The 26,360-nt window shown below is 50.6% G+C and carries 24 protein-coding genes and 1 tRNA gene; 9 read left to right on the top strand and 16 right to left on the bottom strand.

Translation table 11 applies throughout. The features are described from left to right. Positions 1-331 precede the first annotated feature (331 nt). A complete protein-coding gene (rho, locus tag F454_RS0107110) occupies positions 332-1,981 on the top strand; it encodes a transcription termination factor Rho (RefSeq protein WP_018969950.1) in 1,650 nt (549 codons plus the stop codon). Between the two features lie 21 nt (positions 1,982-2,002). After that, the gene (gluQRS, locus tag F454_RS0107105) at positions 2,003-2,872 is read left to right on the top strand and encodes a tRNA glutamyl-Q(34) synthetase GluQRS (RefSeq protein WP_018969949.1); all 870 of its coding nucleotides are present in this window, start codon (positions 2,003-2,005) and stop codon (positions 2,870-2,872) included. Here gluQRS and F454_RS14520 read toward each other — a convergent pair. The 6 genes from F454_RS14520 to F454_RS0107075 form a co-directional block, all read right to left on the bottom strand. Next, complete coding sequence (locus F454_RS14520; protein WP_018969948.1) at positions 2,820-3,746, bottom strand: DUF302 domain-containing protein; 927 nt, start codon at positions 3,744-3,746, stop codon at positions 2,820-2,822. The genes gluQRS and F454_RS14520 overlap by 53 nt on opposite strands. A gap of 243 nt (positions 3,747-3,989) precedes the next feature. Continuing rightward, entirely contained in the window at positions 3,990-4,340 is a 351-nt protein-coding gene (locus tag F454_RS0107095) for a SpoIIAA family protein (protein ID WP_051083289.1), read from the bottom strand. A gap of 199 nt (positions 4,341-4,539) precedes the next feature. Next, positions 4,540-4,614: transfer RNA gene (locus F454_RS0107090), tRNA-Asn, on the bottom strand. Between the two features lie 100 nt (positions 4,615-4,714). Further along, complete coding sequence (gene acpS / locus F454_RS0107085; RefSeq protein WP_018969946.1) at positions 4,715-5,101, bottom strand: holo-ACP synthase; 387 nt, start codon at positions 5,099-5,101, stop codon at positions 4,715-4,717. Between the two features lie 3 nt (positions 5,102-5,104). Continuing rightward, entirely contained in the window at positions 5,105-5,851 is a 747-nt protein-coding gene (locus F454_RS0107080) for a pyridoxine 5'-phosphate synthase (protein WP_018969945.1), read from the bottom strand. Between the two features lie 42 nt (positions 5,852-5,893). Beyond that, on the bottom strand, positions 5,894-6,499 hold the full coding sequence (locus tag F454_RS0107075) for a phosphatase PAP2 family protein (protein WP_169334341.1): 606 nt from the start codon (positions 6,497-6,499) through the stop codon (positions 5,894-5,896). A 123-nt stretch (positions 6,500-6,622) separates the two neighbouring features. Between F454_RS0107075 and F454_RS0107070 the strand changes: the two genes are divergently transcribed. The 4 genes from F454_RS0107070 to F454_RS0107055 all read left to right on the top strand — a co-directional run bounded on the left by F454_RS0107070 (position 6,623) and on the right by F454_RS0107055 (position 10,177). Then, positions 6,623-7,603: an ABC transporter ATP-binding protein gene (locus tag F454_RS0107070; protein WP_018969943.1), complete on the top strand. Its 981-nt coding sequence runs from the start codon at positions 6,623-6,625 to the stop codon at positions 7,601-7,603. A 122-nt stretch (positions 7,604-7,725) separates the two neighbouring features. Then, positions 7,726-8,541: a bifunctional hydroxymethylpyrimidine kinase/phosphomethylpyrimidine kinase gene (gene thiD, locus F454_RS0107065; RefSeq protein WP_033367622.1), complete on the top strand. Its 816-nt coding sequence runs from the start codon at positions 7,726-7,728 to the stop codon at positions 8,539-8,541. A 32-nt stretch (positions 8,542-8,573) separates the two neighbouring features. Further along, entirely contained in the window at positions 8,574-9,407 is an 834-nt protein-coding gene (locus F454_RS0107060) for a metallophosphoesterase (RefSeq protein WP_018969941.1), read from the top strand. Positions 9,408-9,496: 89 nt separating this feature from the next. Continuing rightward, a complete protein-coding gene (locus tag F454_RS0107055; RefSeq protein WP_018969940.1) occupies positions 9,497-10,177 on the top strand; it encodes a type I 3-dehydroquinate dehydratase in 681 nt (226 codons plus the stop codon). A 92-nt stretch (positions 10,178-10,269) separates the two neighbouring features. On the opposite strand, the gene F454_RS0107050 is transcribed toward F454_RS0107055, so the two are convergent. Further along, the gene (locus tag F454_RS0107050) at positions 10,270-11,259 is read right to left on the bottom strand and encodes a PEP-CTERM sorting domain-containing protein (protein ID WP_018969939.1); all 990 of its coding nucleotides are present in this window, start codon (positions 11,257-11,259) and stop codon (positions 10,270-10,272) included. 304 nt (positions 11,260-11,563) lie between these two features. Between F454_RS0107050 and F454_RS15715 the strand changes: the two genes are divergently transcribed. After that, the gene (locus F454_RS15715; RefSeq protein ID WP_018969938.1) at positions 11,564-12,379 is read left to right on the top strand and encodes a transglutaminase-like domain-containing protein; all 816 of its coding nucleotides are present in this window, start codon (positions 11,564-11,566) and stop codon (positions 12,377-12,379) included. A gap of 7 nt (positions 12,380-12,386) precedes the next feature. After that, positions 12,387-13,229, top strand: a complete 843-nt coding sequence (locus tag F454_RS0107040; protein WP_018969937.1) for an alpha/beta fold hydrolase — start codon at positions 12,387-12,389, stop codon at positions 13,227-13,229. Positions 13,230-13,275: 46 nt separating this feature from the next. Here the strand turns inward: F454_RS0107040 and F454_RS0107035 are convergent, their stop codons facing one another. The 9 genes from F454_RS0107035 to F454_RS0106995 all read right to left on the bottom strand — a co-directional run bounded on the left by F454_RS0107035 (position 13,276) and on the right by F454_RS0106995 (position 25,229). Then, entirely contained in the window at positions 13,276-18,540 is a 5,265-nt protein-coding gene (locus F454_RS0107035; protein WP_018969936.1) for a LamG-like jellyroll fold domain-containing protein, read from the bottom strand. A gap of 366 nt (positions 18,541-18,906) precedes the next feature. Further along, entirely contained in the window at positions 18,907-20,094 is a 1,188-nt protein-coding gene (locus F454_RS15710; protein ID WP_156817177.1) for a rhomboid family intramembrane serine protease, read from the bottom strand. A gap of 23 nt (positions 20,095-20,117) precedes the next feature. After that, positions 20,118-20,753 (bottom strand): preprotein translocase subunit SecG, encoded by a 636-nt coding sequence (gene secG / locus F454_RS14505; protein ID WP_240471545.1) that lies wholly within the window; start codon positions 20,751-20,753, stop codon positions 20,118-20,120. Positions 20,754-20,823: 70 nt separating this feature from the next. Further along, positions 20,824-21,171, bottom strand: coding sequence for an aspartate 1-decarboxylase (locus F454_RS0107020; protein WP_018969933.1), 348 nt, complete (start codon positions 21,169-21,171; stop codon positions 20,824-20,826). Between the two features lie 72 nt (positions 21,172-21,243). After that, positions 21,244-22,110, bottom strand: a complete 867-nt coding sequence (pdxA, locus tag F454_RS0107015; RefSeq protein WP_018969932.1) for a 4-hydroxythreonine-4-phosphate dehydrogenase PdxA — start codon at positions 22,108-22,110, stop codon at positions 21,244-21,246. Positions 22,111-22,202: 92 nt separating this feature from the next. Continuing rightward, positions 22,203-22,433 (bottom strand): hypothetical protein, encoded by a 231-nt coding sequence (locus F454_RS0107010; RefSeq protein WP_033367586.1) that lies wholly within the window; start codon positions 22,431-22,433, stop codon positions 22,203-22,205. Positions 22,434-22,623: 190 nt separating this feature from the next. Continuing rightward, positions 22,624-22,893 carry a 30S ribosomal protein S20 gene (gene rpsT, locus F454_RS0107005; protein ID WP_018969930.1) on the bottom strand — a complete coding sequence of 90 codons (270 nt, stop codon included), beginning with the start codon at positions 22,891-22,893 and terminating at the stop codon, positions 22,624-22,626. A gap of 175 nt (positions 22,894-23,068) precedes the next feature. Then, positions 23,069-23,677: a L,D-transpeptidase gene (locus F454_RS14500; RefSeq protein WP_018969929.1), complete on the bottom strand. Its 609-nt coding sequence runs from the start codon at positions 23,675-23,677 to the stop codon at positions 23,069-23,071. Between the two features lie 19 nt (positions 23,678-23,696). Continuing rightward, positions 23,697-25,229: a cellulose synthase family protein gene (locus F454_RS0106995; protein ID WP_018969928.1), complete on the bottom strand. Its 1,533-nt coding sequence runs from the start codon at positions 25,227-25,229 to the stop codon at positions 23,697-23,699. Between the two features lie 266 nt (positions 25,230-25,495). Between F454_RS0106995 and F454_RS0106990 the strand changes: the two genes are divergently transcribed. Further along, positions 25,496-26,335 (top strand): hypothetical protein, encoded by an 840-nt coding sequence (locus F454_RS0106990; RefSeq protein WP_018969927.1) that lies wholly within the window; start codon positions 25,496-25,498, stop codon positions 26,333-26,335. The last annotated feature ends 25 nt before the right edge of the window (positions 26,336-26,360 follow it).

Here is a 26,360-nt window from a genome sequence, read left to right as displayed (position 1 = left end):
AAAAATATTTGCATTCACCGCACATCCGTCGCAACATGAAGCGTCTTCACGATATCTGTGTTGCAAACCTAGAGTTTTAGGACACACGCAGCTCACAGCTTATCTGATTCCCCCTTTCGAACTTTCTTAAAGTTCACAGACGCCTTTGTTAGTCGAGAATAGTCACACCCATTCTGCTTACACTAACAAGCTCGGGCACACTCCCGAAACGACACTTTTCCATACAGAACCATTTACGAACCGTTAGTTCTAACCAGTTTTACCTACCCAACTACAACATTAGTTAGAAGATTACCCCCCGTATTTAGGGGTATCTCCACACCAATTTATTATGAGCGAAGAAGCTTCCACGCCTGCTAAAAAAGCGGCAAAAAAAGTGACTGCCAAAAAGGCTGCGACCCAAAAAACCGCAGCAAAAAAAGCGGCGAAAAAAACGAGCGCGAAAAAAACTGCTACCAAGAAAGCCACCACCAAGAAAGTGGCAAAAAAAACCAGCACCAAAAAAGCGGCATCACCCGCCGAAGCAGCTCCAAGCTCAGCAGCTCAAGTGACAACAGAAAGCGCTGCACCATCCCCCGCACCCAAGCCAGTGAAAACTCCAGCACCTGAACAAGCGAAAGAATCCGCTCCTCCTCAAGAAGGTAAGCAAGCGAAAGCGCCAGCCAAAAAAAATGGTCGCGTTAGAGGCGGGGGCCCTGTGCAGAAACATGAAAACTCGCAAGACGGAGAAAATAAAAACCGTAATCATGGTAACCGCAACGGTCGCAACAATAACAATCGCAATCGACGTAATAATAACCGCAACCGCCGAAACGGGAACCGCGAACGCCGCGAGACAAAGCCAGTCGAACTCACCGGCCCACCTGTCGCGGTAAGCGGTATTTTGGAACTCAGCCCAAAAGGGTTTGGATTCCTCAGAGAGCTTTCTTCCAACCTCGAGCAATCCAACAACGATGTCTTCATTTCACCTGATATCGTGAGAGTCAATGGGCTTCGCGAAGGGCTCTGGATCAAAGCTATCGCCAAAGAGGGCCCTCGCGGACTCCAAATCGTGGAGATCAACAGCGTCAATGACAAGCCAGTCGACGAAGCGCGCAAGTTACCACACTTTGAAGAACTCAAAGCGGTGAACCCTAGCAAACGCATTCCATTTGAAACAGAAAGCGATCGTTTCTCCACACGCGTACTCGACATCATCGCCCCTATTGGCCGAGGCCAACGAGGGCTCATCGTTTCGCCGCCGCGCTCAGGTAAAACCACCATGATGCAACATATGGCTGAAGCTGTTCGCGACAAGTATTCAGAAGAAATGCACCTCATGATTCTCCTCGTTGACGAACGTCCAGAGGAAGTCACGGAATTCAAGATGAACCTCCCAGAGGCAGAAATCTACGCAAGTTCTAATGATTCTGGAGCGAAAAACCATTGCCGCGTTGCTGAGCTCTGTATCGAACGCGCCAAGCGACTCGTGGAAGCTGGAGAGCATGTCTTCCTACTCATGGATTCCATCACCCGCCTCGCCCGCGCCTACAACACCAACATGGGTGGCAACAAAAAGGGTAAAGGCCGCGGCATCCAATCAGGAGGTATCATTTCAGGCGCCCTTGAAGTCCCGCGTCAGCTCTTCGCAGCAGCACGAAACACCCGCGAAGCAGGCTCACTTACCATCGTCGCTACAGCCTTGGTTCATACCAACTCACGCGCCGATGAAGCAATCTTCCAAGAATTCAAAGGCACCGGTAACATGGAGCTCTGCCTCGATCGCCGGATCGCCGAACAGTACATCTTCCCAGCGGTAGACATCTTTAAGTCAGGCACACGACGTGAAGAACTTCTGCTACCGGAACATATGCTCCACAAGATTCACCTCATCCGTCGTGGCCTCTCAGGGGCACGCCCTCACGAAGCAATGGAGCGTCTGATATTCTTCCTAAAGCGCTTCCACAACAATGCACAAATGTTGCTAGAAATTAAGGGCTAACAAGTAAAGAGCTACGCTCCTATGGCAATTCCTGAAGTTGAGGTCATCACCCGATTTGCCCCCTCGCCCACAGGCTTGCTTCACCTAGGCCACCTCTACTCCGCACACCTAGCGCACCAGCTCGCTCTGAGCACACAGGGGCAGTTTCTAGTGCGCTTCGAAGACATTGACGAAACGCGGACTAGAGACACATTCTACCAAGCTATTGAAGAAGACTTGGAGTGGGCCGGGCTTCATGCGCCAAAGCCATTTTTACGTCAGCGAGACCGCCTAGCAGCCTATGATCTAGCACTGGATAAGCTCAAAGAGCTAGGCGTCATCTATCCCTGCTTCTGCACACGTAGAGAAATCCAAAACGAGCTCACACAATTGGCCCACGCGCCACATGGCTCGGATGGTCCTCACTACCCGCAGATTTGTCATGGCATGAGCGATTCTCAAATCAATCAAAAACTAGCTGAAGGTCGCACTCCAAGTTGGCGCTTAGATGCTCGAAAAGCGGGAGCGATTGTCGGAGCATTGAGTTTCCATGACCACTATCACGGTAAAATCACAGTCCAACCAGAACTCCTAGGAGACCTCATTCTAGCGCGGAAGGATATAGGAACCTCCTACCATATCGCGGTTGTCGTAGACGACGCCTACCAAGGAATAAGCGATGTGGTTAGAGGCAGAGACCTGCTAGACTCGACGCACATTCACCGCCTACTACAAGTGTTACTCGAGCTCCCTGAACCTCGCTACCACCATCACCCGCTCGTCACTGACGATACTGGAGTGCGCTTGGCGAAGCGCCACGCAGCACGATCCCTACAATCCCTACGCAGCAAGCAGGGGCTCACTCCCCAACAAGCTCTTGAATTAGCTCTGAGACAGCAAGAGTACTCATAGCTTTATCCTCCAACGAGATCGCTTGATCGAGGGTACTCTTGAGTCGAAATGCTATAAACTTGTGCGCGAAGGCCGCGTCCCCATAGTGCAGGCGTGCCATTGCGGGGATTTCATTATAAATCACACGCACCTGCGCCCCATCTTGATACACGAGAACTTTCTGAGGAAACGCATCCAAACCAATGGACGGAAACTCACGCATCGCTCTAGCACCAGGTGTCGGTGCGCCAAATATCAAGAGCTTCACTGGCGGTAGTTCAATCTGAAATTGCTTGGCTTGAGCTTGGAAGTCGATCGTCTCAAACCATTGAGTATCCCCCTCGCTCAACACTGCTGCCTTCAATTTGCTGACCGTTTCATCAAAGACAAATCCTGATCGCAGCTCCACAATCCCATAGTTTTCCTCTAGACCATCGTGAGGGACCGGACGCGCCTCTGGTACCCCCTCTACCAATGCCTCTAAATCGCGCTTTAGTAGGTGCACCACTGGCGACTCGCTCACTCCATGACGGATGGCGACAAACTCGGCAGAGGTATAGTCTACCACGAACTCTGCATTGTGGTAATACGCTTGCACTCGGTACGGCAGATCCAGACCAGACCGAATATTCTCTTTTAGCATCATTGAATGGACGCGCGGACTCGAATACAGGCTCACACGATTGGCATCAAGAACAGCCCCCTCAGCCGCCGCCAGCCTTGAGTGATCCACGCTGAGCAGGCGCGACATCCCCGCCTGCTTGGCACTGCCTTCAACGACAGCAATCGCTCTATCTGAAGTTTCTAATTCAAGGTCACGGTTGGCACTATGCGAACCTGAGTCACAACTAACTAACAACAGTGGTAAGGCTAAAAGAATGGGGAGCTTCTTCATGTGGAATGAGGGGTTGGCGACTCGATCCGATACAATTCGAATCCGAGAAGGGCTGCATTATGCCATGAGCTCACACATCCATTCAACTGAATAAACACACATCTATCACAAAACTAAATCACACCATTCATCTATCAACAAAAGCTAACAAATAGATGTCATGAATGATTATATTTAACATTTTCGAAGCACCCAGTCGAGGGTGCCTATAAAACTTAAATTCTGGCCACTACCCTGCGGCTTCTATCCCTCGTCGAGCCAGGCTTCTGCTTGGTGAATTTCGTCGAACTCAAAACTTTTAATTTCGAGGCCCCTGATCAAAAAACCTTCAAGTTCCGCCACATTGCGAATCCATGCTTTTTCCGTGACGATTGCCATTTTCTTGAACGCTTTCATGACCCCGATCCATCTCGGTAAATCGCTCAATTTGACCATCATTGCTGAGGCCGAGGGAATCTCGAAACAAGAAATCTTATAGAGCATGGTCATTCCCTGCTTTCCCTCCGAGAGTTCACTCATTTGCTGCAGAATATTCTCCATGTCGACCGCGTCAGGTGCACCATTCAACTCGAACACCACAGATCCATCATTCATCAAAGACAATTCATACATAACACTATATTCACCACCATGAATCACACTATGTCTAGAGAAATCATCGATGTGAGCGAATCGTCACAATATGTTAGAGTCGAATACTTGAATCAAACCACCCTACTCTACTGGCTACCCAGCGCGCATTTGAGGACAAAAGGAAAGCCTCATCTCCTACTTGGAAATGAGGCTTATTAAATGGCTCCGGCACTTGGGATCGAACCAAGGACCTAGTGATTAACAGTCACCCGCTCTACCGCTGAGCTATGCCGGAACTTGTGTCATTCATCAGATCACTCTGACTCGCGACGGCGGAAAACTGCATGAACTCACGATCATGTGCAAGAAAAAACTATGGAGAATATGCACTTTTTTCAGTCGGCGCAAATCGCGATCGCATTCGCTGCTGCGTAGTGCTTTGCGTGTGTGAGGCTTACCATGATCTGGCGAATCCCGCGCCTCTCCATAAAGGCTTTACCATCACCAGTCAACTCCACCTTGGGTGCGCCAGATGCAGCACGCCGTACATTGACGTCAATGAAGGCAAGATCCTTCCCTATGCCCGTCCCCAAGGCTTTGGCCACAGCTTCCTTTACGGCGAAGCGCCCTGCGAAGTGGACTGCTGGGGCCTTCTGACTTTCGCAGTAGTCTCGTTCTTCTTGGGTGAAAATCCGCTGAGTGAAGCGCTCACCTAGGCGCTCAATCATATCTTCGATACGATCGATTTCTGTGACGTCGATACCAATGCCAAAGATCACCACAGCTTAACCTTGGTATCCTTTCATAAGCTCGACCATCTCAGCCACTGCAGTCTCAAAGCCCACCTTCACCGAGCGCGCCACAATCGAGTGGCCGATATTGAATTCAGCGAAATGTGGCACCTCATAAAGATCCACAATGTTCGTGTAATTGATGCCGTGTCCAGCATTCACTTGGACACCGAGAGCATGCCCTTTGTTCGCAGCCTGCGTCAGGCGCTGCACTTCCTGTTTGCGTGTATCACCAAAGGCATTGGCGAAGCAGCCAGTATGCAGCTCTACCATCTCAGCCCCAATACGTGCGGATGCCTCCACCTGCTCCACATCTGGGTCAATGAACATGCTGACCTTAATACCAGCCTCGCGGAGCTTCGCGACTGTTGGCTGAAGCGAATCAAAAAGGCCATGCACATCTAAGCCGCCCTCTGTTGTCACTTCCTCACGCGTTTCAGGGACCAAACAAACAAACTCGGGGCTCAGATCGAGCGCTAAGGCTAGCATTTCAGGAGTATTCCCCATCTCGAGATTAATCGGAAGATCACAGGTATTCTTCACCTCATACGCGTCGGCATCCTGCATGTGGCGACGGTCCACGCGCACGTGAATCGTGATCGAGTCAGCCCCTCCAGCCTTCGCATCCCGAACAATCGATGCAGGCGAAGGTTCCGCATTCGGAGAATCTGGCTGCAGGGCGTATCGCGCTTGGCGCAGGGTTGCTACGTGATCAATGTTGACACCTAAAAGTAAACTCATGACTTGGATATGCCTCACCCAGCAGCCTCTGTCAAAGCTCGTTTATTCAGGGTGCAAACTCGTCGCATATCGCCCCACGACCCACCAAGTCACCACCGCAATCAAGGCCCCTAAAATCCCGTCGTAAATCACGTGCTGACCAAGCGCCACCGTCGACCAAACAATCCCAGATACCCAAGCCCAAACGAGCACCTTGACGAATGACGAAAATCTGCATGATCGCTGGAGTGCCATACCAGCTAGCACCGACAAAGCCACATGCAACGATGGAAAGACATTGCGCGGTTTATCATATTCTACCAGCCATTGATACAGCTGAGGCGCTCCTTGCATCTCAATCGCATCGCGAGATAAGCCGCTAGGTATCATTAAAAAAATCATGTGAGCCGCCATTGTCGTCCACCCAACAGCGTACAAGTATTGTAGGTAGACTCTGCGCTCTGGTGCCAATCCTGCAAATGCCAGCAAGAAGTAAAAACTAAAATAGACCCAAACCGCATTGAAGTGGATGCCGATCCATCGATCGAAAAGAGTTTGCTCAAGCCACCAAACTTCGCGTATTTCAATCGCTTGCAAAAGTGCGTATGGAAGGATAATCCAGATCACTAAAATAGCGCCTGAATACAGACGGCGCAGTAGCTCTTTCATCTCCAGTCTCATCGCGCCCAAACTATAGCACTAGCCACTTTCAAATCACCAGCGCGAACTAACACCAATAGCACTCCTTTTCTCCTTGCTGCAAGTCCTGCGATCTTTGCATAGTGAAGCCCAATGCTCGAAGTCTCTCACTTATCTACCTACTTCCACACGCGCAGCGGAGTCGTGCACGCAGTGGAAGACGTCTCATTTTCTGTAGAACGCGGTGAGACCCTAGGCATCGTAGGTGAATCTGGCTCAGGTAAGTCAGTCACTTGCTTTTCTCTCATGGGACTAATCCCCAAGCCTCCAGGGAAAATCCACTCCGGCACGGCCATCCTAGATTCCAAGACGGATCTACTGAGCGCCTCGGAGTCCGACCTGAGGAACATTCGCGGCAAGAAGGTCTCCATGATTTTCCAAGACCCGATGACCTCTCTCAACCCTTACCTCAAAATCTCTACCCAACTGATGGAGCCCGTGCTCTTGCACGAAAAGGTTAGCAAAGCAGAAGCCCTACAACGCGCAATCACCGCACTAGCCGAAGTCGGGATCCCTGACCCAGAAAAACGGGTGCATGCATTCCCACACGAATTCTCGGGTGGCATGCGTCAGCGCGTCGTCATCGCCATGGCATTGATCACCAAGCCCGACCTTCTCATCTGTGATGAGCCTACCACAGCACTCGACGTGACAGTTCAAAAGCAAGTACTCGACCTCATCAAGCAACGCCAGCAAGAGCTTGGCACCGCCGTGATCTTAATCTCACATGACCTCGCCGTTGTCTCACAAGTCTGCGACCGCATCATGGTGATGTACTCAGGACGTGTCGTAGAAAATGCCCCCACCAAACAACTCATCCAGCACCCCAAACACGCCTATACCCGCGCATTGATCAAGTCCTCCCCATCGGAGCACGCCAAAGGCGAACGCCTCTTTACCATACCGGGGCTCCCACCATCGCTCATCGACCCACCACCCGGCTGCGCCTTCCGTCACCGCAACACCCTAGGCAATCCGAACCTCTGCCTCTGTGACCGCAACCCTGAACTGAAAGAAATCGAGCTTGGCCATTGGGTTCAAGATTGCACGGGTTGTCTAGCTCCCCAAGGATGACAAGCTTGGAAGATTTCCATTGTCCATTACCTCAATCTCACATAGATCCATTTCGAACCAATTGAGCATCTTGGCACTTGGTTCATCGTTCACCATTCACCCTAGCCATCATCACCCCGACCATGATCAAACCACCCGTAGTCCTCAGCATCGCTGGTTCCGATTGTTCCTCCGGAGCTGGCATCCAAGCCGATCTCAAAGCATTTTCCTATTTCGGCACCCACGGTTTAACCGCTCTGACCTGCGTTGTTGCCGAGACCCCAAACCAAGTAGTCTCGATTCATCCCATCCCACCAGCCATCCTCCAAGACCAGTTCAAAGTCTTACTCGAAACCTACCAGATCAAGGCGATCAAAACCGGGATGCTCTACTCCAAAGCACACATTGTGGCAGTGAGTGAATTACTAGAAGACCTCCCCATACCCGTCATTGTGGATCCAGTGATGGTTGCCAGCTCTGGCACCCATCTGATTGAAGATGATGCCATCGATGCCTACTCCCAACGACTTCTACCAGTCGCATCCCTAGTAACTCCAAATCTCGCAGAAGCCTCAGTTTTCCTCAAGGAAGAGATCTCACAACTCAGCGAAATGGAAGATGCTGCAAGAGAAATTAGCAGCCTCTACAACATTGCATGCCTTGTCAAAGGTGGGCACCTGCCACAAAGCGACGATCGAGTGGATGTCCTATACACCGACCGCAAACACCACAGATTTAGCGCACCCACGATCGATATCGACAGCACACACGGCACCGGATGCACACTATCCGCCGCCATCACTGCGAACATCGGACGAGGCTTAAGTATGGTTGATGCTGTTAAAACATCTAAAGATTGGGTACACTCCGCCATTACTGAGTCCTTTGACTTCCAGTCACCTAGCGGTGGCCAAGTCCAAGCCCTCAATCAATTGCGGCCAGGAGCCCTCAAGCCCTGAGCCCTCCTTCCCTCAACAAACTCCCACCATCAATGATTACCCGCCGACGCTACTTCCAGATGAGCGCCGCTGCCATGGCGGCTGCTTTCGGAAATGCCTTCATGCTTGAGCCAAACCTCCTCAGCACGACGAAACGAGAGATCTTCATCAAGGATCTCGACCCAGAGCTGGACGGCTTCACCATCGCCCACCTCACCGACTTTCATTACAAGCCGGACAAAGACCACAAACTCATGCAAAAAGTGGTGCGGTCGCTCGAACAGAACCCCGTCGACCTCATTGCTCTAACTGGCGATTTTGTGGACCACGATGCCGAGTGCTTCCCCGCACTCCTCGATCATCTCAAACGCCCCAAAGCCACCTACGGAACCGTGGCCTGCCTAGGCAATCACGATGGCTGGTGCGACCTACGCAGTTACTACAAAAAAGCGCTCGAAGCGGAAGGGATCCCCCTGCTCTCGAATGAAAACTTCAAACTAGAAACAAGTGCCAAGCGTCCCCTCTACATCGCTGGCACAGACTATGTGTGGAAAGGCAAACCCAATGCCAAAGCAGCACTACATGGCATTCCAGAAGATGCCAGTATCCTCGCTCTGGTGCACGAGCCAGACTACTTCGATGTCATGCGTGCGGTTCGGAAGATCGATCTGCAACTCTCAGGCCACACCCATGGCGGGCAATGCCGAGTCCCCTTCTTTGGCTATGCTCCTGCCAAAGTCAACTTTGGCAAACTTTACATCTACGATCGCTATGAGCGCGATGCCTCACAGATTTTTGTCAGCCGTGGCGTGGGCACCACTGGAGTACGCGTGCGCTTCGCCTGCCCCCCTGAGCTCGCTCGCATCACCTTGCGCCGCCAAGTCTAGATCACTCACATCCCCGGGGTTTGGAGTTGAATCTTGTGGTTCCATGTGCACCATCCACGCCCATGAGTATGAGACGCAGCCATCCTAGCATGCCTCAGAGCCCCAAGGTGGTAGGCTCCGTTGCCCATGTTTCCCAAATCCAGAATCAATATGATCCTGAGGAATGCGATATCGTAGAATTTCGTCTCGATGGACTCATCAGCGAAATCACCAAGGTGCGCGAACAATTACTCAGCCTCAAGTCGAGCCGACTACAAACCTTGATCACAGCACGCTGCCCCAGCGAGGGTGGAGTGGCAGAACTCAGTCAGGAACAACGCGGCCAATTGATCGTCGGGCTCTCGCCATTTGCAAACTTCGTCGACATCGAACTCGCAAACCTGGAGGCCATGTCAGAGTCGGCTGAGCTCGCCCGCAGTAATGGAGCCCTCATCGTCGCTTCCGCGCACAATTTTAACCTAACTCCATCAGATGAAGAGATCCGCGCAAGCATCCGCCGCGCTATCGATCTAGGTGCCGACATGGTAAAAATAGCGGTGATGCACAAGAGCCTCGATGACATGTACCGCTGTGCCAAAATCATGCAAGAAGGCCACCCAATCGCCACCTCCTTCATGGGCATGGGTAGCTTGGGACCGGTGTCACGAGTCTTGTATTCACAACTTGGTTCTCTACTCAACTATGGCTTTCTAGGAGCAAAAGAAACCGCTCCAGGCCAATGGCCAGCTAAGCTGCTAAGCCAAGCGGTTCGTTCCAGCGTAGCCTATTAGAAAACACACTAAAGGCCCAGCCTACGCTAGGTCAAAGAAGCCCCGCTTCTGTCTGATCTAAGCCGAGCAGCAAGCCAGCCTTTACGCTCTGCTCACAAGGTGCGCTTGCGAGACGTCAGCAGCATCACACTTCCTAGCATCAACGCCACGGTGGCACTGGGCTCAGGCACCGCAGTGGTAACTAAAATTGCGGAACCAACATTGGCATCATTCACCGAATGAGACGCGTCGAACAACTCTACAAAAAGGTCTAGATCAGAAAAATCGTCCCCGGGTTGAGAAACTCCATCTAAGTCGATTTCATCGGCATACAGCCGAGCCACTCCGCCATCACCAAGCTCACCATCTTTCTTGTCACCTTCGCCACCGCGAATATCAAAATACGGCCCAGCTTCTGTGTCGTAATTTTCCAATGACAATGTGTTCGTATCAATTAAGAAACTACCACCAGCTCCGCCAGTATCATTCTTTTTATCACCCTGTCCACCAGTTGCGGATAAAGTCGCTCCGTCCAGAATAATTTCATCGGCTTGAAGAATCAAGTTTCCTCCATTGCCCATATTATCATCATGATTATCATCTCCATCCAAGGAAATGTGAGATGAAAGCGTCATGGTACCCTGGGAATACAAATACACATCCCCACCCGGACCATCGCCTTCTCCATCATATTCAATTTCGGCAGCAATCGACAAGCCACCAGTGGTTAGAATCGCAAACCCGGGGTAGGTCCCACCGTCATCTTTCATGTCCAACTTAATTGTTGCCCCTTCTTGGATATCTAGACTTCCAAATATAAATGCCCCATAGTCCTTCCCTGACGGATCAAACGTGAAGGCCCCAGCACTATCACTAGTCTTTTCAATCTTCGTAGCCGGGCTGTTCTTATCACGCTTTACCTCCCACTCGTAAGTTCCTTTGTCGACGTCGATTTTAAACTTTATTTCATCGCCATCATACACCGTAACATCAAGAGGCAGATCATAACCAAAGGAATCATCAGTAGCGTCACCTGGATCATCATACGTTGGATCCGTCGTGAAATAGGTATCCATCAATAGGGCGGCTTTGCTGTCCGCCATACTGACACACAAGCATGCGATGATGCTCAGCAATCTTAGTAGAGGGGAATTCATTGGTCGCTAAATTGTTAGATAATGTGAATTGTTTGGGTAGCTATAATACACCGAAACTTCGCATAGTCAACTTACAACAAGTACATTCTGCCTTTTGTATATGGTCGTTCGTATCAATGATAGTATAGCACAAAGAATGCCATATCAGCCTCTGACCAACAGTAGAAATCTAAAGAATCAGATAGTTGACCTGCTCGCATGCACAGGCTAGTCTCTACGAGGTATGGTTGATTTCCAGAAATTGCCTTATATGCTTCAGCTTTTAGATGACGAAGAGCCTGCAATTCAGAGTGCCATTAGCAAAGAACTGGCCGACACGAGTGGTGACCTCAGTCATGAGATTGCAGCATTGGGCGTCGACATATCCACGACGAGCCAAAAGCTGCTCTCTGAGATGCTCCTACCGGGCCGGCGCGAGACATTGATGGCCGAGTGGCAAGTCCCACCTCAAGGTTCACACAGCGTCGATGGTGATTATGAAACCTTTGAGTCATACCTTTCAATGGTTTCAGACTTTCTCCATGATGGCATCACGCTGCGCCCCTCGCTCCCGGACCTTCTTGATATCCTTGCCGAAGAGGCACGAACGGAAAAAGCACACATCTCAGAAAATGCACTGCGCGCTTGGCTATTTGAGTCAGGCCGGTTCAAGGGAAACAAAGACAATTACTATGCTCCCGAAAATAGCGATCTCTGCTGGTGTATCGACAACGAAACGGGTAACCCCATCAGCCTCTCTCTCATCTACATTTTGGTGGCACGGCGCCTCAATCTAGAAGTGCATGGATGCAACTACCCTGGCCACTTTCTCGCTATGATTCAAATCAATGGGAAAAAGCATCTCGCTGACTGCTTCCATCGCGGGCGCTTAATTTCTGTCGAAGAAGTCCTCAACTCAAACAAACACATCTCAGACTACGCCAGACACGCCATCACGGAGAGCGCCCCCTTGGGCTCTATCTTGCTTCGCATTATCCGCAACCTGATGCATTGCTTTAAAAAAGGCCAACGCTTCGAAGACGAAAAAGTCTTCACCATGATCTTCGATAAGATGCATGTAGATTGATTGCACTGTGGTTCCTGACGTCCAATTCATCCAGATCGCTGGCCGGCGATACCATCACCTCACCCTTGAGCCGCCGCCTGGTGTTCGTGTGAGAATGGTTTGTATTTTCACGCATGGCCAAGGCGACTACGCCGAACGCTACGTGGAAGTACTTCACCCCTTCACCCAGAGTGGTATTCGTTGCATTCTCTCAGACTTGCCTGGTCACGGCCGCAGCGGTGGCAAGCGTGGCCACCTGAGACTCCGAGACATCGATGCGCTCATACAACACAACTTGGCTCTGGCTGGCTCCTTGCCTGTAGGTATCGCAGGACACTCGATGGGCGGCCTCTTGACCTTAAGGCATCTCGCCCTCTCATTGAAAGGTGAGCTAGCTCAACCAGCATTTTGTTGGGTCAACGGCCCGCTGCTCAAGCCAGCGAATGGCCATCCTGATTGGTTTGTTGGGATTGCTAAAAAAATTGGCAAATTACTTCCACGTACCACCATCGACACCAAGGTCACGGCGGAACAATGCAATCGAGGCGAGCCGGGTGACGATCGTGTGCCTAAGCTTGGAGACCTAGCACACCAACGAGTTTCGCTGGGATGGGGCAGCCAGCTCATCGAGATTTCAGAATTCGTGCATGAGACTCTAACGAGCCATCACTACCCAAACCCCTTTCTCCTTACTCAAGGGCTCGAAGACCAAATCTGCCCGCCAGAATTCTCACGTCAGTTATTCCAGGAGCTTGAATGGCCGCAAAAACAATGGACAGGGCTCGAGGGCATGCGTCATGAAACATTCGCAGAACCCCACCGCCAGTTACTTTTTGACACAGTTTCCGACTGGGTAGAGCGCTCCTTATAACCCTCAAGTAGCTAAGGCCGACTCTCTCTGTGTCGTATTCTGCGTATTATTGCGGCTCGACCTTGATCCGATAAAACTTTTTCACTTCATGCGGGAAATCCACTTCGATGAGCTCGGTAGCACTGGCTTTTGGGTGTGGTAGAATCGGGGTATCACCTCCCCAATCCTCCAGGTTCGTACTACTCTGAAGTGTGTACTTAATGCTGTCGTCGTCATTGCGCACAGGCAACCTGAGCCTTGTGGCATTTTCCATATTCACGAGCTCAATCCCTCCCATGCTCTCAGCATTTCCAGGATCTGAGCCAAGAGCATACTCTAGAAAGTTCGACTGGCCATCACCATCATTATCCACGTAGCGATTCTCGATGGATGGGTGATTCTCAGCGGCCCAAGCCTCAAAATTCTGCCGCAGAAAAATCTCGTATTCAATGTCGCTCGCTCCGCCAAAATCTAGCTGGTAAGCCCCAAAATCTATCAACGAATCCAGATCAATGCGATGCTGAGCAAAGAGTGACTCATCGATGACTCTCTCCTGCCCATCTGGAGACTGGAGTGTCAATTCAATCGGAGGGTTTTCAAAATAGTAACTATCGCTAGTGAGATTATCTCCACCTAACCATTTGTGAGATAGATACCCTTCTACCAAGGATTCTTCACTGGGCTCTAGAGAGCGATCATAGATCAACACCTCATGCAACAAGCCCTTGAAATAGTCACTAGCATCTGGATTCGTATAGCTAATCGTACCCAAGAAGGTCGAACGGTTATCGTCTCTTGTGAGTTTCGCCCCATCCGTCAGCGTCAGCGTTGTGACGTATTGGCCATTGTAGTAATACGCAACATCATTACCTGATTTATTGATTCGAATGGTAAATTGGCTGTAGTCATAGCCAGGGAGATTCCCGTCTTCACCACCAACGATAGGGATCAAACGACTATTATTGCGTAGGCGTAGCCCCCATCCCTCACCATCATTTCCTGTAGACGTATCATTACCAATCAAATCAAGATTCCATGGACCATTCTCAACATCCCCAGAACCCAAAATAAAGAGGGTGAAATCACCATCGAGGAAGTCATCCTCATTGGCATCCAACAATTCAAGCCCATCCAAATCTTGAGCTCCAAATTCAACACCTGGTCTCCCATCCAACGCGTCACTTCGGAATACTGGCTGATACTCAACAGATGGAGCCAACGCGTGATTCTCAGTCGCCGACATGTCCCTCCAAGTGCTGATAGATTCTCCATCACTTGGCAGAGTGGTCCCATTCAGATGATACGCATCCAACCATAAGACAGGCCCAGAAATCGGGGACACCTGCAACAACAGCTCATCCCCCATCTCAGCCAAGGCACCAGTTCCTGCTTCGACTACCTGACCATCGCGAGTCAGCTGAAAACCCAGTTGAGGTAGGGTGTGGCTCAGCTCTACCGCACGATTCCCAGCTGGCACGTCACCACTGTTACTCGTTACTTTCACCAGAATCGTGTCTCCATGATCGAAGTAACTCGATGGCAAGGTGCTCGTACTGGAAGGCAATGCCACCAGCACATCATTCACGTACCATTGCACCTCTGGGGTATCGCCGCCATTATGGATCACCACACTAATAGCATTAGTCGCGGTTAAGCTATTGCCTCCTGTGTCGAGTGCAAGTGTGGTAGCAGATTGATCACGCAAGGCATCCCAGCCAATCGCCCCATCTGCCAGATTCGGCCATGCAGCCTTCCCCCAATCGATGAGTCGATCAATTTTCTCAGGATCCGCCCCCCGTTCAGAAAGGAATCGTACCATGTAAAAAATCCGATGGGCCCAGTCACCAGTAGCCACCAATGAACTATTGGAATCTAGAGGGTCTTGGTAGGTCGTGGTGGTGGCAATGGGATCGAGATTCTGCGACCAATCACCACCAACGTCATAGCGAGTCCACCCACTAAGATCGTTATGATCTTGTTCCATCTCGGTCAGAAACAATTCGAGCATGGCGTTCATCACCCAATGACTCATTCCCGGCTCAATCTGATCGAGCAAGCTCAGGATATAACCTGAACCAAAGCCATTGAGTTGGGTACTATCACTGATGTTAGCAATATACCACGGCCCCATCACACGAATGCGGAAGCCTTTTCCATCATTCGGATCCTCTCCACCCGTCCACGTCTTTGTTTGGTAGGCTGTATTTAAAGTCAGGAAGTAGCGCAGTGGTTCATAAATCCCCGAACTATGGGAAGCGTCCAACACAAAAGGAGGCGTGTAGTTGTAGTCCACAGGTGAGTTGTGGCTCATCTGCCCGTTACCACTATTTAGAACTAACTGAAGGTGGTACCAATTCGTAGACTCAAACTCCCCGGTCGCGAGAAGCTGCCCATCATAATGCCGGTCTCCATTCAACGGAGCATTAAAGTGTGGTGGTGTCTCAAACACATTGTAGGCATCACTAATCCATTGGCGGTCGCCTGGTTGATCCAAGCTGTCGATGTATTCATCTGCTCTCCCTTGAATATTTAGCTCATGGTGGAACTCAAAGTTTTTTACGGCCAGCAACCTAGCGAGACTGGTAGTTGCAAACTGACGAACAACAGAATGTGTCTCAGCATCGTACACACTATCATCACCGATCACGAGACCTTGCTTATTGGCGTCACCCCATAAGGTTCGCCAATGGCGTGCTCCACCTTCATAAGTACCATCATTATCAAGCAGGTCCCCTGATGCCACAAAGAAACGTAAATCACTACGAAACTCTTTGTACTCAGAAATCAAAGTCTCAAAGTTGACACCATTTTGCAGCATGTCGTCCACATGGCCATGGAATTCAGTGAGACTGCCTTTCACATCGGCACTGATACTGTTGTTGAATGCTGTTGGGTTGTCGTAATAACCGTTCCGGCTCCACGCGTCTTTAGGGTGAATCATTGGAAGCCAATGTTTCCAATCTGGAAATTGAATCGAGAGTGGGATGAGCGAGTGGTCGAGCATCTTATCGGCATCGAAAAACGCATCCACTGATTGTTCCGAAATCTCACCATTCGGGAATAAATAATCGCGCATATCCGCGTCACGATCCAACACGGCATCAAGCCCAGCCCCTGCGGCCCATTCCTCTACAGGGCGCTCGGCAACAGCCGGCCCTGGTTGGAAGGGAGGATTCCATGGTCGCCCGTACCTACCAACCGTGCTGTGCTCATCGGAAAGGGATCGGATGTAGCTTGCAATCAACTTACCGTCTTCCTCGCTCAATTGATGAAAGCGAGCGCGTTCAATGATCGATTGATTACTGTAACTAAAGATCTCCAAGTCCCGCCCATCTCGGGTATGACAATCCTTGCAATTTGCCAAAATCGGCTTTGCTGCAGGGATTTGATGATCATACCACCAACCAGTCTGCCCATCAGCTTTAGGATGACTCCATAGCCCAGCCTCTTCCCACAGCACCTTGCCTGCAGCAATTGAACTTGGATCACTGTAGGGTGCCTCCCAGCTATCGGGGTCTTGTTCATAGAATCTGGAGTCTGCTAAGATGAGTTCGCCAGTATCATCAAGAAAGTTCATATCCACCACGCGATACCCCACTGACAGCCCATCCGATTCGTTAAAGCGGAAGCGCAGTGAGTTCGAACCAGCAAGTAGCTGGCCAGCATCCACCGGAATACTCAAGCGAATGGTACTGAAACCTCCATGCGCCATCCCTCCACGGCGAGCCTCTTGGTATTGCATCTCCACCGTGTCGTGGTTCAAGTTGAGCCAAGCTCCATGATTGATCGAGACAGCCGCCTTATTCTCGTATCCCAGATTATTGACCTGTAACCATAGCCGATTTGCCTCAGCCGCTTGTGATGGGCTTAAATACAGCTCTCGCTCTTCAATGCGCCCCTCCACACCAATCACTTCGACTGGCAACTCCAGCCCAGCCAGCGCAGTGCTCATGACTTCTTTTTCTTGATCAAGTTCAGATTCACTCAGATTGCGATCAAACACTTTCACCTCGTAGATCGAACCATGAAAATAACGCCCAGCATTATTCGCGCGCCCAATCGTGAAGGGAGAACTATCAGAAAAATCTGCCGCCACCACAGACTCTACGAGAGTCTCCCCGCTGGTAGAATCCCAAAAACTGTAGCTCCCTGCCACCGCATCATAATTAAAAGCGAACAACACGGTTTCACCAAGTTCTACCTTGCTACTGGATCGAGCATCAACACCCTCCAAGGTCGCCACGGGTTGCCCCGTATTACTCATCCGCAGAGCAAATCCATCACCAAACGAGGATTCACTACCAAGAATATCATTCCATAACGGTGTGAAACTCTCAGTCTTGAATGCCACAAGAACTGCAAAACCTGATTTAGCCGAAGCACTCCCAGTAAAATCTAGCAAAGCATCCTGCTCCACCTCGTTGAAGACCTCCAAATTGCTAGAAGCAGCGCCGAAATGCACTCCAGCCACCCCTGACTCTGCCAAGTGCTCGCCGAATTCATGAGTCACCATCGTCCCCTCATTGGTGGCATCGTAGCCATTCGCCGAGAGATCGGACCAATGCGCAATCACTGCGCCCTCCGCATAGCCAAGCTCCGAGCTCGCTGCATTCAAATGCAGAAACGGTGTGATCTCAGTCTCAGCCGGAGCGACCCACTTCTGCTTAAGTTTACCATATTCTTCAGCAAATTGACGCGTACTGAGAGGTCGCTCGAATAGCTGAACCTCATACACAACTCCATCGAGAAAGCGCCCAGTATTATTCGTCGCCCCAAGGAGCAATCCACTGGCGTTACTAAAGTCGCCAGGCGCCACCGAGATACTAGTACTGCTGTCATTCAATGAATCATAAAAATCAAATTGCTCAGAAGCAGCATTGTAGTTTGCAGCTAGAACGAAAGTATCTCCAACAGTTACTTGCGCATCACTTGATCTCTCAATTTTGCTTCCCCCCAGATAGGCTGCAAGTGTGCCGGCATCACTGAATCGCATCCCGAATCCGGAGCTCACACTGCTGCTATTGCCAATCACATCATTCCACCCACCAATATTCGCATCCACTCGAAGCACCACAAACATTGCGAAACCTTTGCGACTAGCATCGCTAAAATCGAACACACTGTCACTTGCGCTTGCATCCATCAACTCCAAGGAATTCAAGGTCTCCCCAAAATCAATGCCGTAAAGGCCACTTGGCGATGCCTGAGATTCGTCCAAAAATAAAGCACCCGCGAGAGTGGTCGCATGGTTCTCTCTTCCAGAGAGGTCAGCCCATTGCTCCACAACTTCCCCGGCACCCAGCTGAATTGTATCCGTGTTTGCAGCATCCAAAATAAGCGACGGACTGGCCAAACTGACCTGAACCAGCAGCAGTATCGAACATAGAGATAGTAAGATTAATCGCATCAATTTGTGTATTCGTGAATCTAATGCCTCAATAATAAATTATGGCTATACTAAGTATCTAGACTCCCAAGAAGCTTCGTATCAAACGACAAAGCACATAATTTTAAGGATACGTCATCTTATCTTTTGCCAAGAAATCTACTGAAATCCCGACCAAGAAAGCTCAGGCGTGCTTCATAAAATCACATCAATTATCCTTCACTTGATCACACAGATCATCTATCATCTATCAGTTATTTATTCTGCCTTAGACCAACAAAGCACAAGCCGTGGCCATCAAGCTTCATTCAATCATACCAACATCTGGTAAGCGCAAGTCACTGTGGCCACCAGTAGGATGCATAGCGCTAACACACCTGTGATATAATCCCTCTTCAGCCGCTCTGGCCGCTGGACTGAGGTGCTGCTTGGGAATACCACCCAACCATAAAAGACGCCGGCCACAAGACCTCCTGCATGCGCTGCATTGTCAACAAATTGGAAACCAATCGCTCCAAGCAATGTCACCGAGGCAAGAGCTGCTGCAAGACGACGCCTTGGCGACTTCGGTACGAGTGCCTTGTGGCGTGTTTCAAAGGCCAATAGAAACCCAAGCACCCCTAGGATTCCACCTGATATCCCAACGCTAGGAACCTCTGGCATCCAATACGCTGTTGCCACGGCCCCTGCATAAGCTGAAAAGACGATCACCCAGAGCATATGCTGCCACCCCACCAACAACTCCATTCGCTTGGCAAGGTATCGTAGCGCTGCAAAATTCATCCCCCAATGGATCAGATTTCCGTGCGCCAGCGGCCCTGTGAGGTAGCGCCAGAACGGATCAGAAGCTTGTTTTGTAAGCGCCACGGACCCAACGGCATGCTGCGACCAATCAAAGCCCTGAGAAACAAATAATTGGATGGCACCTAGCACAATCATCATGACACTCAAAACCTGAGTCCACGGTGCTTTTTGATGCTGTAGCCAATATTCAAAGCGAGCATCCGCCACCTCCTTCTCCCAAAACCTTGAATCAGGATGCGCAGATTGACGCAGAAACTTGGTACTATTGTACCATGGCAGCAGCGTATAAAAAAGCCACGGTAGAGCAATGAGTAGGAAAAAACCTGAGGATAAGACCTCTACAAAAGTAGCACCAGCACACAGAGATATCAGCAAGTAGCTAATCACCACAGCGCCTAATAGGAGGCTAATCCTACCTAAGTTTTGAGCCCTTTTTCCCAGCCGCTCACGCGTCGTATTCAGGAACATCGCACGCAAGGCAACACACTCTTCGGCGACTTGAAGGTATTCGCTGTCTGGAGTCCAAACAAGTAGGGGAATTTTATCCTCAGCCTGACATCCCTGGATCAATGCATCCATATCGACACAGGCCTGCGGCTCCCCACCCTTGCGGATATAACCAAAATTGCCAATCTGAGGTTTGACAGGAAACGTGTCCGGTCTCGCCCAAATTGGCAATGCGATTGAATATGACACCGGATTCGGAGTCTAAAATAGAATTACTGAGCTGGCTTCTCAGTAGGAACAGCTGGAACCACGTCCTCAGCTTTTGGAGCAGCTGGCACTTCAGCAGCAGCTTCCTCCACTTTTTCCTCAACAGCAGCAGCAGTTTCGGTCACTTGTTCTTGGACAGCTTCCACTTGCTCTTTAGCAGCTTCTTCTGCTGCAGGAGCAGATTGTGTAAGTTCTTCGGATGCTTGCTTCACAGCTTCTTCCGCAAGCTTTGGCGCCTCTGCAGCCTCAGCTGGAGTGGCCTCCTCTACTGGCGCCACTTCCTCGGCAGGAGCCTGCTCAGCCTCTACCTTTTCTGCTTCTTGACTTGCTTCAATTTCAGCAAGTGTCGACTCCACTTCTTTCGTTTCACTCTGCGAGGCGACGAGAAGGGAAAGAGTCAGTGTGATCACAAAGAAGAGTGTGCCAAGCCAAACGGTGCCTTTCTGCAATACATCCGTGGTGCGCGCACCAAATGCTTGATCGGTCATCCCACCACCAAATGCAGCACCAAGACCTTCTTGCTTAGGACGTTGCATCAGAATAACCAAACACAACAACAAGCTCAACGCTACCAAGATAACGAGTAATACGTTGATGATGATCGGCACAGCGCCAGATGCAGCTAAAATCATTAATTTCATGAGACGCGGAATATGATGAGAAGATAACTCAATGTAAAGCGGTATTTCGTTGGGAACTCAGAGATTCCCACTACTTGCCTAGGCGAACGATTTCGTTCTGGTCGTTACAGACAATCTTTTTCGCTTCGATTGGCTCAGAAGAAAGTGCAAATGCCATGATCGTGATACGTTCACCCGCTTTGATGACGTGCGCGGCTCCACCATTCATGATGATCTTGCCAGTACCCGGCACACCCGGTTGTGCGTAGGTTTCTAGACGACCGCCTGCAGTTGCCGAGGTCACGAGCACCTTCTCACCCGCGATGATGTCTGCAGCTTCCATGAGGTCCCCCGGGATCTCAATACTGCCTTCATACTCTACATCTGCCATCGTACACATCGCACGGTGGATCTTTGACTTCAAAAGTTGACGTAACATGCTGCGAGCAATTACCAATTTGACCACAAAGTCAAACTTTTCTCTACACGAATCAAGATCCCAGCCGTCGCATTATTGACGCACCAAGTCACAAGCGGTCTGGATCGCGCTGAGCATGGAATCCGCCTTCGCGATTCCCTTACCAGCAATGCCAAATGCTGTGCCGTGGTCAGGGCTCGTACGCGGTACGGGCAAGCCCAAGGTCACATTGACGCCATTATCAAAATCCAAGAGCTTCAGAGGAATCAAGCCTTGGTCATGGTACATGCAGAGCACGCCGTCATACTCTCCCTGCGCCGCAGCACCAAACACCGTATCCGGCGGGTGAGGCCCACTAAACTCGGCCTCAGGGTATCGCTCGCCTAACAGCTGGATCGCAGGGGCAATGATAGTCACCTCTTCATCACCAAATGCTCCATTCTCGCCAGCGTGTGGATTCAAACCACACACCGCCACCCGAGCTTTGCGCCGGTTCTTTTGTTCCAGAAACCCAGCCAGCAAAGCACCAACACGCACGATTTCCTCCTCGCTCAAGAGGCCAGGCACACGCGCTATCGGCACGTGAATGGTCACCAAGGCCACCGTCAAGGATCGCCCAGTCAAACACATCGCAAAATTCTCACAATCAAGCCGCTCCGCAAAAAATTCGGTTTGCCCGGGGAAATCAAACCCCAATTGATGCAATCCCTCCTTTGCCACTGGAGCTGTCACCACAGCGGCAATCTCACCATCACGCATCAATCGCGTTGATTCCTCAAGAGAATCCAAGGCCGCTCTAGCGGTCTCAAGCGTGGGCTTACCCGGCACCACACCCTCTAATCTCTCGCCAATCACGCGTACTTCAACCCCATCCGGGAGAGCGAGACGCTCAAGCGCCGCATCCACAATCTCTGGCCCAATACCAGCCTGATCGCCTAAGGTGATTCCTATTGTCTTCATCGCTGTAGACACTGGCAATAATCGATCTTGCAGTTCGGTTCAACTACCGATCACAACAATCAAGACTCGAGTGAAATCCTGCACGGGACAGGCTATACCATGTCTTCGCTGGTCACCGATGTTTGCTTTCGCGCACCAAGGTAAATCGCTTGATCCACCACCCGGGTAGGATCAACATCAAAACGGTAACCATGGCAATTCGGGCAAGTAACCGATTGAATTCCCACAATGGAGTCGCAACCTTCACAAACCTTGTAAGCTACAGGGTTGGATGCTATTTCCTGGGCTTTCTTGAGTCGGCTATCGTTGACAGTGGTCTTCATAATGGTGGTTTGTTGAGATTCCAATAAGAGGAATACTCTATAAAAGATGCTATGTCTCACGACTTAGAATTCAAGTCCTATTAGAGGACTTTGATTCAACTTAGTAATGAGACAAAAAAATCGGAGACCTTCTTTAGAAGAGCCTCCGATCGTGAGAAATTCTCAGACTGATAACTTCAGCAAACGAGAATTAAGCAGCTTGTGCAGCAACGATTGCCTTGGCAGTCTTGCTCTTGAGGTTTGCAGCTTTGTTCTTGTGGAAGATATTCTTCTTAGCAGCCTTGTCTACAGCAGATGTGAACTGCTGGTATGCTTTCTTAGCCACGTCTGCATCACCAGCTGCTGCAGCTGCGATGGAGTTCTTGCGGAGTGTCTTAACACGGCTCTTGAGAGCGGTGTTAGTCGCGTTGCGCTTAGCGTTCTGTCGTACGCGCTTGAGTGCTTGTTTTGAGTTAGCCATGATTTGTTAAAGTAAAATTGCTGAAGTTGGCACCGTAGCGCCGGGGGGGGAAAACTACTCATATCGCATATCTTGTCAAGCATTTGAGTATGAATTCTAGGAATTTCTGGAACCACCGCCTTGAGTCGCCCTAGAGTAGCGGTCTTACCTCCTACTCTGGTAAGGGCTCGCGGATTCACTGCGCAGTGGCTGCGGCCTGCTGAGTTTGGATTGCCTGATCGTAGAGCCGGCCGGCCTCAGTCTGTGATAGTGGCTGAGTCACCACGGTGACTGAGGCGTTGATTCCAACACGGTTGTAGAGATCAATCACATCATGTGACTTCATCCGGATACAACCATAGCTAGTGGCGGAGCCTATGGTGCGTTCTTCAGGAGTTCCGTGGATATAGATGTAGCGATCGAACGCATTACGATTTTGTTCTTCCGTGCCTCGCAGCCAGAGAATGCGCGTCACGATCGGATCGCGCCCTGGTGCGTCTGGCTTCAATATCTCCCCCGTCGGCTTGCGCGATTTATACACGGTACCCGGCACAGCGCCATCGCCAAACTTTCTAGCGACTTTCATTGTACCCAGAGGAGTGCATTTCGACTTGGGCACATCCCCAAGTCCAAACTTAGAAGTCGAGACGGGATAGACTTTAACCGGCTGGCCGCGCTGACTGAGCAGCATTTTCTGATCGGCAACACTGACGAGCATCTCACTGCGGTTTCGATCATGCCCGATGCCACAGCTGACGACAAACACACTCAAAGATAGTAGTGCTAATACATGGAGGGTTTTCATGACTCTGGTTGGTAGGCGACTACTTCCCTTCATCCACAATCGACTCAGCATCAGCCTTTTGATTGATCGGCATCATACGCAGCAAGGATGGTACGGAAGTATAAAAGAAACCTACAGGGAATGGCATCAGAAGAACCGCTGAAAGCCAGTTCGCCTCCAGTGCATTCGACACCACCACCACACTAAAGAAAATGGCGAAGGCAAACTCGATCAGGGGCATCATCGATTTCATCGTTTTGTAGCGACTGCTTTTCACACTCTCAGCACCACTCGACTCCGCTTTTTCGCCGATCCCGTACTTGGGCGTGCGAACAAATCCAGTCTGATGGTTCATCAAGGCCTCAATCACAGCCTTGGCATTATTCACTGACATGCCAATGCCTAGCGCCAATAGTACTGGCAGATAAACCACCTCCTTGTACCAAGTCTTCGGACGCAGCGCCTTCTGCGCCATAAGGTAAAACAATGCCACTGAAACAGAGCCAAACAGGAAAATCGGCACATTCAGGAAGTGCTCTAGCCATGGGTACTTTTCAAGCAACTCGAAGGTCGGGCGGTATTCTTGCTTCGGGTAGAGAAGAAAACACAACACAATCAACAACAAGTAGGCGAAGTTAGAGGTTAGGTGAGCAGTCGCTTCGAGTTTGCACTTTAGAGGGTAGCCACTCTCCCAGATGTCGACCAAGCACTTCTTACAACACTGGATAGAGCCCTTGGTCCAGCGGTGTTGCTGGCTCTTAAAGCCGTCCATATCAACCGGTAACTCCGCAGGCGTCTCGATGTCTTTCAGAAACACAAAGCGCCAGCCCTTGAGCTGCGCTCGGTAGCTGAGATCCATATCTTCTGTTAGCGTGTCGTGCTCCCAGCCACCGGCATCATCGATACAGCTCTTGCGCCACATACCACCAGTTCCATTGAAAGTAAAAAATCGTCCAGAGCGACTGCGTGCGGTTTGTTCAAGCTCGAGATGCCCGTCCAGAAACATTGCCTGAATTCGAGTGAGCATATTGTACTCTCGGTTCATGTGACCCCAGCGTGTTTGGATCATCCCAATTTTAGGATCGGTGAAGAAGTGTACCGTATTACGAAGCACGTCTGGTTTCGGAGCAAAGTCTGCATCAAGGATAAAGAGAAGCTCCCCTTTCGCGGTCTTCATACCATTTTCCAAGGCTCCAGCCTTGAAACCTATACGGTCGTTGCGGTGCACATACACTGCGTCAAAGCCCAAACTGTGTAGACGTTCAATCTGCTCAGCACACACTCGCACCGTGTCGTCAGTCGAGTCGTCAAGAATCTGAATTTGAAGCTTATCTTTGGGGTAGTCGAGCTCAGCAATGTGGTCGATCAAACGCTCCACCACATGCAATTCATTGAAGCAAGGAAGCTGCATCGTGATCACCGGTAGCTCAGCATCCGCATACTTCCTCAGCGGCGTGGGCGTGTCGTCAGCGTGCTTCAAATAAAGAAACAAGGTAGTCAATCGGTGGAAGCCGTAGCCAGCTAAGCCGATGAGCACTAAGAAATATGCAATAAACCAAATCCAATTCATCATGGCCGTCGAAAGTTTGTGGTGTGTAGGAGTTTGCAGGTAAATTGTTATTCGACCCGCATACTGCCGATGCACTAATCGGTGCTAAATGTCAATGACTAGTATCAAACCTAACAAGATTCGCACTCCATTCTTAATCCCTTGATTACGACTCAGTAAGCCCTCAGTGCAGCGGCTAACAAGTCGGTCTGAGACAAGGAGCAAGCCTCTCGAAAAGATCAGTGTGTTTAGATTTGCCATGCCAAAGGGATCTATGTTTCCCTTACACCATGATTTTGCGTCCACTCGGCAGCCTCACTCTAGTCTCACTCCTTAGCTTCAGCCACATAGCCTGGGCTGAGGAGAATAACGAACCAGAAAAGCTAATCCCCGCAGATCTGATTGACGACCCACACGTACGAGAGGAACTAGGAGTTAATGAATTCACGGCACCATCGATCCGCCTCATCTTTGATGACCTCGAGCAACTTGCCCCACTGCCAGTCGAAGAAACCCAGCACCCCAAACGCAGCCGCATGCCATTGGTGCGTTCCGACTTAGCCCTCGAGATCGGCGTGCTCATCGCGGAAGGCTTCCTCGCCGTGCAAAACAACACACTCAATGACATTGAAGAAGTTGCCAAGGAACTCTCACGCTATGGAAAAGCCCTGGGTGCAGGAGAACGCGTCAACCGCCACGCAGCCTCACTCCTCGATCACGCCGCCAACAACCGCTCTGAAGAACTGCGCGCCGAACTTGCCGCCACTCAAAAGGACGTCGAGATCGAGCTAGTCCAACTGCGGGATGCAGACCTCGCTCACCTCATCTCATTGGGTGGATGGGCCCGTGCACTCGAATGCGCGTCACTCGCTGTCGATCGCAACTTCACCGAAGAACGCGCCAACCAACTCTTCCGTGAAGATGTGGCAGACTACTACGAATCTGTCGTCGGCTCCCTTGATCCTCAGGTGTCCGAACTTCCCCACATGGTCAAGATTCAACAAATCTGCGCCGACCTACGCGACACCATGACCCTCGCTGCCGATGAGGAACCCACCGAAGGCAAAGTCAGTAAGATCCGAATCCTTAGTGCAGAACTCACCAAACTTGCGCTCTCACGCGGCAAGTAAGCCGCCAGCATGGCGGAGTGCGATT

The organism is Rubritalea marina DSM 17716, from assembly GCF_000378105.1.
GTDB lineage: Bacteria > Verrucomicrobiota > Verrucomicrobiia > Verrucomicrobiales > Akkermansiaceae > Rubritalea > Rubritalea marina.
Note: the sequence above shows the minus strand (reverse complement) of the source record. Positions and strands in the feature narration are given on the sequence as shown.